This is a genomic window from Kaistia sp. 32K (assembly GCF_016629525.1).
Taxonomy (GTDB): Bacteria; Pseudomonadota; Alphaproteobacteria; order Rhizobiales; family Kaistiaceae; genus Kaistia.
This window is the reverse complement of record NZ_AP024269.1, coordinates 5,291,745-5,303,427: the sequence shown is the minus strand read 5'-3', so window position 1 is coordinate 5,303,427 and position 11,683 is coordinate 5,291,745. Positions and strand designations below refer to the sequence as shown.

Here is an 11,683-nt window from a genome sequence, read left to right as displayed (position 1 = left end):
TAGAAACGACAACCTGGACGGGATCCGAGATGGCCAATGCGACTTTTAGCTTGTCGGCCATGCGGAAGATGCGGCGACTGACGCTGCGGCACTTCCTCTATCTGCAGGAACTGCATCGGCACGGCAGCTTCAGCCGCGCCGCCACCGCGCTCGCCATCAGCCAGCCGACGCTGAGCCAGCAGATCGCGCAGATGGAGGAAATTCTCGGCGTGGAGCTCGTCGAGCGCGGTCCGCGACTGCTGAAGCTGACGGACGACGGCAGGCTGATGCTGGAGCGCAGCCGCAAGATACTGACCCTGCTCGGCGACACGATCGACATGCTGTCGGGCGAGCGGCAGACGGCGACGCTGCGCGTCGGCATTCCCGGCTACATGTCCTATCCGATCGTCAGCGACATCCTACGTGCCTTTCGCGAGAGCAATTCGGGCGTCGTCACCTATCTGGCCGAATTGCCGGCGGAGGAAATGAGCCTGATGCTGAACGAAGGCGAGATCGACATCGGCTTCCTGTCGCTGCCGACGCCGACGCGGCTCGACGAAACGATGGCCTCGCAGACGATATGGGAAGCGCCGCTGCTGGTGTGCCTGCAGAAGCAGGACGCGCTGGCCGCGCGCCCCTATCTGACAGCGGACGATCTCCGCCAGCTCGATTTCGTGCTGATCCCGCGCGAGTATCATCGCTCGCATTATGATAACCAGCTGGCATCGCTGAAGGCGTTCGGGTTTGATCCCCGCCTGGTGCGCACCGATGTCAGCACGGTTCAGTCGCAGATGGGATTGACGTCGGCCGGCCTCGGCGCCTGCCTGCTGTCGGAAAACACGGTTCCCATTCCCGACGACCTCGTCCTGAAACCGACGAAACCCGAGCTCTGCACGCACGCGCTCGCGCTCTTCTGGTCGCCGGAAAACCGGAATCCCTATCTGCGCAATTTCCAGCGCGTCGCCGCGGAATGCGCGCGGTCACGATAGAGTTCAGCTCGCAGCCAAGCTGCGATCTCACTAGGCGGCTTCGGCCGCATTATACTGTTTTTGTTTGGGAAAATGGCGCGCCCGAAGAGATTCGAACTCCTGACCCCCAGATTCGTAGTCTCTTCCTCTCTGCTCTCGCTTTTTACCCGTTGATCATTTATGATAATGCTTACAACGGGTTAGCCAAAAGACAGGCACCGTTTGTTCCTCCAAAATCACAGGCGACCATTGGTTCTTGCGCCCTAACTGCGCCCGAAATCATGGCCGCGACCAGAGTACCAGACTGGCCTTACCAGCCCGGGCTCAAGGACAAAAAGGTGATGTAGATGGCCAAACTGACGAAGACCTTTGTAGATGGACTGAAGGCCCCGGAAGCCGGCGACGCATGGCACTGGGATAGCGAGGTGGAAGGCTTCGGCGTTCGCGTGCAGGCCTCTGGCCGCAAGAGCTACGTGGTGCGCTACCGCGTGAAGAGCGCCACCAAGACCCAGCGCAAGATGACCCTCGCCCGCTGCAGCGACATGCCGCCGGACAAGGCGCGCGAGCTGGCCAGGAAGGTGTTCGCCCAGGTGGCGGAAGGCCTAGACCCGGCAGCGGAGCTGAAGCCGACAAAGGCCGAGGTGAACCAGGCAACCGTCGAGCGCATGTTCCAGGGGTACGTGAACCAGCTGAAGGCTGCGGGCCAGGCGAGCGCCGTAGAGGTCGAGCGGATGCTGCTCAAGTCCAAGCGAGTGCCGTCGGCAGCCGACGCCATCGGCCGCAACATCCCCGCATGCGAAGTCATGCCGATCGACGTGGTGAACTACGTTGCGGCGTTCTACCAGCGCGGGAAGCGTGGTGCCGCGGACAAGGCGCGTTCCTATATCGCCTCGGCCTACGCCTGGGCTATCACGTCGGCCAACGACTACACCGTCCCAGTCGATCAGCGCATCGACTGGGGTATCACCCGGAACCCGGCGGCTGACGTGGCGAAGGATCAGGGGGCAATCCAGACCCGCGACCGTAACCTGACCGCCTCCGAGATCCGCGCCCTGTGGAAGGCCACTCTGGACGACGACGGCGGCTTCTCGCTCGAGGTTGGGGCGTGCGTGCGGATGCTGCTCGGCTGCGGCCAGCGCGTGCAGGAGACGCTGCGCATCGAGGGCGCCGAGATCGACCTGGCCGCGCAAGTGTGGAAGATGCCCAAGGAGAAGACCAAGGGCAAGAAGCACCCCCACACCATCCCGTTGCCGGCCGTGGTGATCCCGACCCTGCGCATGCTGATCGAGAAGCACGGCGCCGGGCCGCTGTTCCCCGGCCGGACAGGAAGTGGCGACGAGCTGATCTGCCACCGCAGCATCAACCAGGCGATTGGCCGATGGCTCGACCGCCTGGACGTGAATCTGACCCACTTCCAGACCCGCGACATCCGCCGGACGTGGAAGTCGCGCAGCCACGATGCTGGTGTCGACCGCTTCACCCGCGATCTGATCCAGCAGCACGCGAAGAACGACACCGGGTCGAAGAACTACGACCGCGCGGACTACCTGCCGCAGATGCGCGAGGCCATGACGAAGTGGTCTGCGTGGATGGGCATTGTGCTTTCCGGCGGCCAGCCTCCGGCGCACGGTGAGCCACTGATCAAGGTGGCGTGACGCCACAATAACCAACAGGCGCCGGATCAACCGGCGCCATTTTTATGCCCAAGGGGGAGAGATGTCAGCAGAAGATCAAGCGCAGCAGGTTGAGTTGCGTGAGTGGGAACGGAACAATGCCAGCCGCCCGGCACCGGTGAAGTATAAGCCAGGCGATCACGGCTATGGCCCGGCGCATTGCGTGAGCTGTGACGACGACATGCACCCGGCCCGGCGCGAGCATGGGTTTGACCTCTGCGTGCCGTGCAAGACCATCGCAGAGCAGGCCGGCAACCAGTACGCGCGCTAGGGCTTCGCCGCCGGCACCACCAGGCAGCCGGCGGCAGCAGCCTCCCACGCATGGCCGTATTGCTCGGCCTTCTCGAAGTCGTCGGCCAAGATCAGCGCCGCAGCCTTGTCGCCAGGCCAGTCACCCTTGCCGTATCGGTACGCGGGCCTGGATGGCTCTTCCTCGACGCAGGCGACCTTCACCGGCACCCGCACGGTCGTGACCTTCTCGACATACTCCACGCGCCCAGCGCAGCCTGCCAGCAGCAGCGCGGCTATCAGAAGCGTCAGCCTCATTGGCGCAGCTCCCAGTATGCCTTCAGCACCTGCTCAGCGGTGTCGGCCATGAAGCGCTCGAGCTTGTCCATCCTCGACTTGCTGAAGCCGGCCAGGTCTGCCGCGTGCTGCTGTGCCTTGGCCTTGGCCTCGTTGGCCGCCAGCGTCTGCGCCTCGGCCACGGCCACAGCCTTGTTCTGATCGGCGATGGCCAGCAGCAGCTCGGCCTTCTCGTCCTTGAGCTTCTGGATGGTTTCGGCGCGCTGCTCGAGCACCTTGCCGTGGTCGGCCTCGGCCTTCCACGTTGCGGCGAGAGCGCCACCGCCAGCGGCGATAGCGCACAGGGCCAGGACGGCCAGTATCCGGGTCATTTCAGCACCTGCAGGAGCATCCAGTGCACCGCGATGAAAGCCCCGATCCCTACCAGCACGCAGAAGCATGGCAGGCACAGCTTGCGGCTCACCGCGGCGATCATTTTGCGATCACATTGTTGAGCACGGCGGACAGAACGGCAGTCAATGCGCCGCCCGCGAGGCCGTATACGATCAGTTTGACGGGTGCGAATTCTGACTTGGTCACGAAGGCCTCCACGGTGCGCTGCAGGCCGGAAATCTGCTCCTGCATACGCACGACGTTTTGACTTGTGACCGTCACTTCGCGTTCGAGTTCCCTGAACTCCTTGCGATCCAGCTCACTCACAAATTGAGCCCCTTTTCACACAGTTCCCGCCGAGCAGCCGCGCGCGTCACGAGGCCTGGCAGGCTCTTGTACGACCAGGCCTTGGTGACCGGGTTGTACTTGTCCTTGACGTAGATCCACTGCGGCTGGCCGTTCGGCTTCTCGTTGAAGCGCACGCAGGCGACTCGGTAGTTGCCGGCCTTGAACGCCTGATCCATCGAAGTGCCGCAGAAGGAACCCATGTGGTAGTTCTGGTCGATGGCGGCCGCGAGGAAGTAGGGATAGCCAATGGTCTTGAGGTGGGGCGCACAGCGCAGCACCGGCTCGGCGTGCCTGATCAGTCCCAGCTCCAGGGACTCCTTGCACTCCTCCAGGCTGTAGCGCTTGCCGACCGTGACGTTGTAGGTGTCGCCGGCGCACTTCGTCGGGATGCCGATAGGGTCGAGATACCCGCGCAGCACCATGCCCTCGAAGCGCTCGGTGAAGCCGACCTGCGAGCCCACACCCAGGAGAATTGCGGTAGCGCCGGCGCCGATGGTGGCGGCCAGCGTCTTCTGACCGGTCTTACCCATTGGCGGTCACCGACGGCTGGGCGATGATGCGAGCGCCGGCAGCGCCGAGCGAAATCAGCATGGCCGCGCCAGCGATCCAGGCCGGCTTGCCGGTGGCCCAGTAGCTGAAGCCGACCTCAACGGCCGAAGCCAGGGCAGCCAGGATCGAGAGCTGCACGCTCCAGAGCTTCGGAAACTTGCGCTTCCAGTCGTCAATTAACCGCATGATGAAAATGCCTCTTGCCAATGGAGGCATTTTGCTGTCACGACCGCTCCAGCTCATCGACCCTGGCGGCCAGAGCCTTGACCGCCTCGACCAGCAGGCCGGCCAGGTTGCCGTAGGCCACGGCCAGGTACTCGCCCTGCGCAACCACGGCCTCCGGCAGCACCTTCTGCAGCTCCTGGGCAATGAGCCCCGTCCTGCGCTCCTCGGTAGCGATGTCGGTGTAGGTCACACCACGCAGCTGCATGACCTTCTCTATCGCGCCCGTGATCTGCTCGACATCCTGCTTCAAGCGGGCGTCGGAGAACGCCGACACGTTGCCGGCCGAGTTGATCGCGCCACCGGCGTTGATGTTCTTCGCCACACCCAAGCCACCGGCCAGGCGCAGTGCGCCAGTGGTTGGCGTGGTGGATTCAGTGGCGCCGGTGACTGCGCCGCCCGCCGCGTCGAGCTTGCTGTCGATACCGGACTGAAGGTCATTGAGCGCCTGTTGCAGGCCGGTGATCTTGGCGATGGCCAGGTTGGGGATGCGAGCCGCGTCGAAGACACCGGACTGGATGGCCGAGGCATCGAATACCTCGGAGTTGGCGATGCGATCCCAGCTGCCGCCGTTCGACACAATCCAGTCGCCAGCCACCCACTTCGACTGGCCGCTGATGCTCGTGGCGCCGCCGACGCTGACGAGGAAATACCAGCCCCTGTTGGCAGCGGCCGCGGCCGGAATTGCCGGCGTGTTGGTCGCCGCGTTCCACGTGCCCTGGTACTTGACGCTGCCGACCAGCGCCTCGGGCATGTAGGTCATCGGCACACGCCCCTGAACCAGCGGCGCCACGCCGTCCGGCGCACCCTTCTGGTTGGCCGGCAGCGCAGCGTCTGCGACGTCGCTGGCCATTTTCAGGTAGGTGTCGATAGAGTTGAAGGCCTCCCTCAGACGACCGACGTCGTCTGAGAGGTTGTTCTCCTCGTTCGGCAGCGGAAGGTCGAGCTCCGCTGTGCGATCATCGATCATCGGTCACGCTCGCACGCAGATTGCGGAGGATCGGCCGCGCAGCGTTGGTGCCGTTGAGCACCAGCTTGATGCGGCAGTTGGCCTTGTTGAAGCGCAGCATGCGGTAGGTGAACTCGTAGACGCCGTCGCCTACCGGAACCGCCGGGCCGAGCTGACTGACCGCTTGCCAGGTGTCGCCAGGGCCGGTGCCGGACACGAAGACGTTCACCGTGGCGCCGCTGGGCAGGTGCGCATCGAAGATGATCGTAACGGCGCTGCTGGCCGCGTCCGCAGGGAATGCCCGCGACACGTAGTCCGCAGTGGTCTGGACGGTACCAAGTGCCAGCACGGTGCCGGGGAAGATCGTGGTCGACACGTTCTGGTCAGCCGTCAGCCGGGCCTTGATCCCGATCTGGCCGGTCACCGCCGGGATGAAGGTCACCTTCTGGCTGTCGCCGGTGGTGATGACCTGGCCGTCCGGCAGCTCCAGGCTGATGCTGAACGAAGTGGCACTGGTCGGCGTGTCCGGCGCGGACAGCACCAGCGCGTCGGTGTGACCGGACGCGGTGATAGTACCGAGGTCGACGACGCGCTGGGTCTGCGTGTACTTCGCAGCGAGCAGGCGGAACGCTATGTCCCGATCTTGATGCGCAGTCCACGTGCTGTTGTTCGAGCTCGAGAACATCACGCCGACGTTGGCCGGCTGGCCAGTCACCCAGGACTGACTGCTCAGCGACCACTTGCCCAGCTCTGCGATGCCGACAGCCGCGACGGCGTCGTCGCACATGACCACGATGCAGTATTCAACGCTCGGCACCAAGGTGACCGGCGTGGGGAACAGCCAACGGTTCCAGGCGCCCGCGTTGATCGCACCAGGCTCCAACGATGCCTCGGCAATGATGGTCTGGGCCGGGTAGCCGTTCGAGGTATCACGGATGTGCACGACGATCGGCGTGGTGCCCTTGGACTCGACATAGAGGTCGATACCGGCGATCTGCCGCATCGAGTCGATGTAGAAGGTCTGCGCGATAGGGTCGTAGTAGCGCGTGGTCGTGTTGATCACGCGCTGCATCACGTTCTCGACGGCAGTGCCCTGGCCGAAGAACGAGGCGCTGCCGTGCGATCCGCCAGAGCCCTTGAACTCGACGCGCTTCGAGCCGGACGATACGTTCGGCGGGATGCGGAATTTTCCGGTTACAACGCCTTGCTGGTTTGCAGTGAGAGCCATGGGCGTTCCTTAATTGCTGACAGGAGTGACCGAGACGCCGTCGAAGGTGACGGTCGTCAGGGTCTCCCCCGGGCCGAAGCCGGTGAGTTTGAAGCCCACGTCGATCTGGCGCAGGTACTGGATCTCGCGCTGGGTCGAGGACACCAGGTCGGTATTTTCGGTGGTGACGACGTAGGACGGGTGGCCGCCCTTCGGCACCCAGGCATGGAAGCTGGGGTCGTAGGCCACGAACTTGTTCGTGACATCGCTGAGGAACTTCGTGGTCGTCTCAGTCCAGCGATCGACCGACGGCATGAGCGTCACAGGCGCGGCGGGCACGTCGAATGCCATGTACGGGTTGATCTTCATCGACCCGGTGCGTTCTTCTTGCACGATCAGCGGCTCGATCTCGTAGGCGCACTTCTGCGGCGAAGCGATGTCCGTGCTGACCTCGACGACACTCGGCAGGATCGGGAGGGTCAGGATGCCGTTGGTCACGGCGCCGGTCTGCTCGATGCCGGCGTCACGCTGACCATCGTTGAGGAACGGGTCGACGAACACGCCTTTCTTCGACGCCGAGTCGCGCGTGTTGGCGTCGGAGATCAGCAGCTGCTGCGCGATCAGGTCGGTGAGGTTGTCCATCCGGGTGAACATCGTCTCGATGGAGCGCATCGAGACAGTGCGCACGCCGTCGTTCATCACCAGGGTGGTGTCGTCCCAGTTCTGCGCGACCTGCGCCAGGGCGATCATGGTGGACGGCACGGACGGCCGGACAGGGTTGTAGTCGGTCGAGACGCCCTGAATCCACACGAACTGGCCGCTGTCGTCGATGCACAGGCGGTCGATTCGGGGAAGCATCGCTTCGTAGGTCGTCAGGATCAGGCTGCCGACCACGGCGCCTGCCACGTCGAAACCGCGCGTGGTGAGGTTCTGCGGCTCGGCAGAGTCGATGTGGCGGAAAGTGGCTTGATAAGTCGAGCCAGGCGCCGGCTCGTTGCCGGAAAGCGACCAGTCAACGGTCTGGCCGGTGAGCTGATAGTCAACGCCCTTCACGAACTCGGTGGTGCCCTGCCAGATGCGCTCGATAGAGACGACGGAGGTCTCCGGCAGCGGATCAGCGCCACCAGCGAAGCTCGCGTGCGTCAGCGTGGCAGTGGTCTCTTTCGTGATCCGCACGCCATTGACCCGGCGAGCTGGCGCCCGGGCAAACGTGACGTGCTGCAGGGTGGCCGACGTCGAGATCGTCGGCTCGCTGTCGATCGGGCGGACTACAGGCTGCGCCGTGTATACCAGGCGGCGCGAGTTGGCGAGATTGACGCCGAAGCCGTTGACCCGGGCACGGCCCTCGTCGACGGTGTAGACCTGATTCTCGCCCTCGTCGGCCAGGCGCCGGACAAGCATGCCCTCGACGACGTAGTTCGACCCGGTGCTGTCGACGTCATAGCGGGCGATGGCCTGGCTGACAGCGTCCAGCACGGGCGGCGCTTCTTTCGCGCGCAGCTGTCCGTCATCGACGTAGTAGATCGGGTAGAACTCGGTGTCAGAGCGCTCACCCTGAAGGCCCCAAATCGGGGTGACCTTCAGGCGGGCAGCACCTGGCTCGCCGTAGGCGCGCACGTCGATGGCCGGCTCTTTCAGGTCAGGGTCTTCAAGCTCGGTGATGATCGATTCGAGCAGATAGATCCCGATGACGACGGTGCCAGTCATCGGGATCGTGAAGTTTGCCGGCGGCACGCCGCGCACCTGGCCGTCGATATAGATCGCACCGGACTCGGCGATTGTGGCGCCCGTGGCGCTGTCGACCACGACGCGGGCATCACGAACGATGTCGCCGTCCTTGAACAGCGCGTCGCCCATCATCTTGTGGCGGTAGGCGGACTGCGACTGAATTTCGTTCAGTTCGGCGGATTGCAGTACCCGACCGGCGATGAACAGATGCTCTTGATACTGTTTTTCGGGGTCGAAGCGGTTGTAGTAGTGGTCAAGCTCGATGTCACCGGCCATGGGATTCCTCAGAACTCGATCACGTAGGTGAATTTCTGCTGGGTGTTCGACTGCCGGGTGAACTTGGGCACCCGCTCGACGACCATCATGCGGCCGACGTTTTCCACCTGATCCGGGGTCAAGTAGTTGGCACCTGGCGGGACGCCTGCAGCGGCGACGGTGCCGACGAAGACGCCGAGCTCGCGGATGTCCTGGCCCACGGCGTGGTTGTAGCCGAAGTTGAAATTCAGCAGCAGATACTTCGTCGGCGTAGCACTGACGTTGAAGTTGCCTTCCGGCAGCTCGATGGAGCCGTTCTGTGCCGGGACGGCGAACTGGATGGACGAAGCCTTGAGGCGCCCGACTTCGGCAACCAGGTCTGTCTCGCTCGGCGTCGGCGGAACGGGGGTGGTGTCCCAGGCGACGTTGCCGTTACCCCACGCCATGTGCAGGGGCTGCTCGGAGATGTGGACGGCGACGGCGACGCGCCCCGACTCGGTAAGAATGGCCATGTGATCCTCGAAGGATTGCTCGTTGTGGCCATTCTGGTGTCACGACGACTCAGGATGTCTCCGTATCCATCCGCACGCCCGCCCGGCGAGGAACCGGCGCGCCACGAGCGCCCCAGGTCTCGCGCGACCACGTCCGGTTCCGCGTCCAGCGGTTGAAGTTGACGGTGCCACCCGTCTCGGAGCCGATGCCGGCACTCTGCTGCTCTGGAGCGGCAGCGCTGATGAACCAGCCCATGAACTCTTCCATGGCGCCAAGCGATACTTCGCCTGCCACGCCGCCCAAGATGACCCAGGCCCACTCAGCGTCGATGCGAACGCCCCAGTTGCGGATCTGGTGCGTGTTGCCGAGCTGCATCCAGTCCAGGCGCGCTTCGTCGAGCGTGCGCACCAGTGCACCGAATCTGGCGAGCATGCCGAACGCGATAGTGCCGTCGACGCGGCCATCGACGAAATCGCTGATCTCGGACTGCGGCGGCAGGATGATGACGCCGGCGGCGCGGTTGCGGTCGATGACCTTGAGCACCTCCGTCCAGTCGATCAGCTCCTTGGCGACCGGCTGAATGTAGCCGTAGCGCCACCTGTCACTGTCAACCAGGCGGTCACTGCCGGACAGCACCGACTCGTCCAGCCTGAACATATTGCGCCAGGTCTCGAGGAGAACGATGCGCTTGCCGGTCAGGTCGAACACGGCCTGCTCTATCGCAATCTTGTTGACGCGCAGCCTGAACGCTTCTTCGGGAATTCGACGCTGGTAGTCACCGTCCTTCTCGCCGTCTTCCCTCGGCACGCTGTAGAGGTTGCCCCACAAGTCAAGCCACTCGCCCTCTGCGGTGGTGATGACCATCTGCTTCAGGGCCTCCCCGACCTGGCGCTTGGCCTCGACCAGCTCTGGTGCGAATGCCGAGTAGATCGCCCACAGCAGAGAGCGGAAGCCCATCAGCTGGTCGCCGTTGGATTGAGCCTGCGAGCCCGAGCCTGGAACCAGCACGCGAGCGGAGCGGCCGAACAGGTAGGTCGAGACACTGACGACTGTGAAACCATCGACCTTCAGGCGCAGGATCAATGAGCCGATGGTGTGGTCGGCCAGGCGGTATTTCCGGCTGATCGAAGGCGTAGATACCGCCAGAACGCCTTCGTCTACGACCCACGCCGCGCCATCCTGGTGCTGGAGTCGGAACGCAGGAACGGCGTCTGCGGACTTGTCGAATACCGCATTGTGCGGGTGGCGCAGAAGCTTCTGCAGCATGTTCATATCGGATAGATCGTCAGTGCGCCGGGCACCAGGGCCTCGAACTGCTCGCAGGTGATGTTCTGCGTCGAGGATAGCGCGAGCTCAGCCACGTTCGGCGTGCCGATCAGCAGGGCGCGCAGGTTGTCGATCAGCAGGGTGTCGCCCGGCTGGATGTTGCGGATGGCATTGCCGTAAGTGTCGGAAATCGTCTGCTGAACAGTAGTTGTCAGCGCATATCCCTGCCGCATGCGCACCCCGATGCCCATCGGGATCTCACGCTCAACCATAGCCAGCACGTCGATGCGTATGCCGCCGGCGCGGAAGCCGGCCACCATTGGCGTGCCGGTCTCAGGATCGTATTGCCCATCGATCAGCTGCTGCCCGTTGGCCAGCAGCTCCGCAGACGGGATGCCGATGGACGAGTACAGGTAGATGCGGACGTAGCCAGCAATCTCGCTGATGCCTGAGCGGGTCACGTACTCGTAGATGTTGCCGTTCTCGTCCCGGGCCGTTGCCTGTTTTGCGGCGTACAGGCACGCGATGACCGTGCCGCGGCTCAGCGATGCGATGAAGTCGGCGAAGCGAGCCGCGCGCTCGTCGTCGGTCTCTGCGTCCGTGCCATTGGTGATCGCCTGGTTGCCGATGGTGTAGCCAGCGCCGAAGAATGCCGAGCTGGTGATCAGCCCGGCGGCGATGTTGTAGTCGGTGCCGGCGGCGGCAGCGATCACCGGGATGACGACCATCGGTTCGCCGGCGCGCCAGGTGATTGCGACGGAGCTCAGGTACTCGCGCCCATCTGCAGATGTGAAGCTAGTCCCCTCCGGCACCAGCATATCGGCGGTAGGTGGCGGGGTCGTCGAAACGCTCACGAAGCCATGCGCGTATGCCGCCGGCAGCTTGCCGAACCCGAAGCTCTGGAAGGTGGCCACGGGGATGGCTTCCCGCAAGCCGAGGAACATCTGCAGATACAGCTCCTCCATCTCCACCGCTGGGCCTTCCACGACAGTGCGCGCCACGGAGCCAGGCTGGTAGTCGGTGATTTTGGAGGTCGTGCCGCGCATGTGGTTGATGACGCTAGCGACGATGGACGCAAAGTCCTTGATCTGGAAAGCCACTATGAAAAAGCCCGCATCAGGTGATGCGGGCAGTATGGGGTCACGACAAC

14 protein-coding genes are annotated in these 11,683 nt (G+C 63.9%); 3 read left to right on the top strand and 11 right to left on the bottom strand.

All coding sequences use genetic code 11. The annotated features are described in order from the left end of the window. The first annotated feature begins 59 nt into the window (after positions 1–59). The 3 genes from K32_RS24670 to K32_RS24660 all read left to right on the top strand — a co-directional run bounded on the left by K32_RS24670 (position 60) and on the right by K32_RS24660 (position 2,891). Positions 60–968 carry a LysR family transcriptional regulator gene (locus tag K32_RS24670; RefSeq protein ID WP_244670023.1) on the top strand — a complete coding sequence of 303 codons (909 nt, stop codon included), beginning with the start codon at positions 60–62 and terminating at the stop codon, positions 966–968. Between the two features lie 326 nt (positions 969–1,294). Then, positions 1,295–2,602, top strand: a complete 1,308-nt coding sequence (locus tag K32_RS24665) for a site-specific integrase (protein WP_201402015.1) — start codon at positions 1,295–1,297, stop codon at positions 2,600–2,602. Between the two features lie 61 nt (positions 2,603–2,663). After that, a complete protein-coding gene (locus K32_RS24660) occupies positions 2,664–2,891 on the top strand; it encodes a hypothetical protein (RefSeq protein WP_201402014.1) in 228 nt (75 codons plus the stop codon). Here K32_RS24660 and K32_RS24655 read toward each other — a convergent pair. The 11 genes from K32_RS24655 to K32_RS24605 form a co-directional block, all read right to left on the bottom strand. Beyond that, positions 2,888–3,166, bottom strand: a complete 279-nt coding sequence (locus K32_RS24655; protein ID WP_201402013.1) for a hypothetical protein — start codon at positions 3,164–3,166, stop codon at positions 2,888–2,890. The genes K32_RS24660 and K32_RS24655 overlap by 4 nt on opposite strands. Then, positions 3,163–3,516, bottom strand: a complete 354-nt coding sequence (locus K32_RS24650) for a hypothetical protein (protein WP_201402012.1) — start codon at positions 3,514–3,516, stop codon at positions 3,163–3,165. Before K32_RS24650 ends, K32_RS24655 begins: the two co-directional genes overlap by 4 nt. A 100-nt stretch (positions 3,517–3,616) precedes the next feature. After that, on the bottom strand, positions 3,617–3,844 hold the full coding sequence (locus K32_RS24645) for a hypothetical protein (RefSeq protein ID WP_201402011.1): 228 nt from the start codon (positions 3,842–3,844) through the stop codon (positions 3,617–3,619). Beyond that, positions 3,841–4,395 carry a glycoside hydrolase family protein gene (locus K32_RS24640; RefSeq protein WP_201402010.1) on the bottom strand — a complete coding sequence of 185 codons (555 nt, stop codon included), beginning with the start codon at positions 4,393–4,395 and terminating at the stop codon, positions 3,841–3,843. The genes K32_RS24645 and K32_RS24640 overlap by 4 nt, the downstream gene beginning before the upstream one ends. After that, positions 4,388–4,600, bottom strand: coding sequence for a hypothetical protein (locus tag K32_RS24635; protein WP_201402009.1), 213 nt, complete (start codon positions 4,598–4,600; stop codon positions 4,388–4,390). The genes K32_RS24640 and K32_RS24635 overlap by 8 nt, the downstream gene beginning before the upstream one ends. 37 nt (positions 4,601–4,637) lie before the next feature. Continuing rightward, the gene (locus tag K32_RS24630; RefSeq protein WP_201402008.1) at positions 4,638–5,606 is read right to left on the bottom strand and encodes a tail fiber domain-containing protein; all 969 of its coding nucleotides are present in this window, start codon (positions 5,604–5,606) and stop codon (positions 4,638–4,640) included. Then, a complete protein-coding gene (locus K32_RS24625; protein WP_201402007.1) occupies positions 5,596–6,813 on the bottom strand; it encodes a hypothetical protein in 1,218 nt (405 codons plus the stop codon). Before K32_RS24625 ends, K32_RS24630 begins: the two co-directional genes overlap by 11 nt. Before the next feature lie 9 nt (positions 6,814–6,822). Then, positions 6,823–8,796 carry a DUF4815 domain-containing protein gene (locus K32_RS24620; protein WP_201402006.1) on the bottom strand — a complete coding sequence of 658 codons (1,974 nt, stop codon included), beginning with the start codon at positions 8,794–8,796 and terminating at the stop codon, positions 6,823–6,825. 8 nt (positions 8,797–8,804) lie between these two features. Continuing rightward, positions 8,805–9,287, bottom strand: coding sequence for a hypothetical protein (locus tag K32_RS24615; protein ID WP_201402005.1), 483 nt, complete (start codon positions 9,285–9,287; stop codon positions 8,805–8,807). Positions 9,288–9,336: 49 nt separating this feature from the next. Then, positions 9,337–10,539: a hypothetical protein gene (locus K32_RS24610; protein WP_201402004.1), complete on the bottom strand. Its 1,203-nt coding sequence runs from the start codon at positions 10,537–10,539 to the stop codon at positions 9,337–9,339. Continuing rightward, positions 10,536–11,633, bottom strand: coding sequence for a baseplate J/gp47 family protein (locus K32_RS24605; protein ID WP_201402003.1), 1,098 nt, complete (start codon positions 11,631–11,633; stop codon positions 10,536–10,538). The genes K32_RS24610 and K32_RS24605 overlap by 4 nt, the downstream gene beginning before the upstream one ends. Between the last annotated feature and the right edge of the window lie 50 nt (positions 11,634–11,683).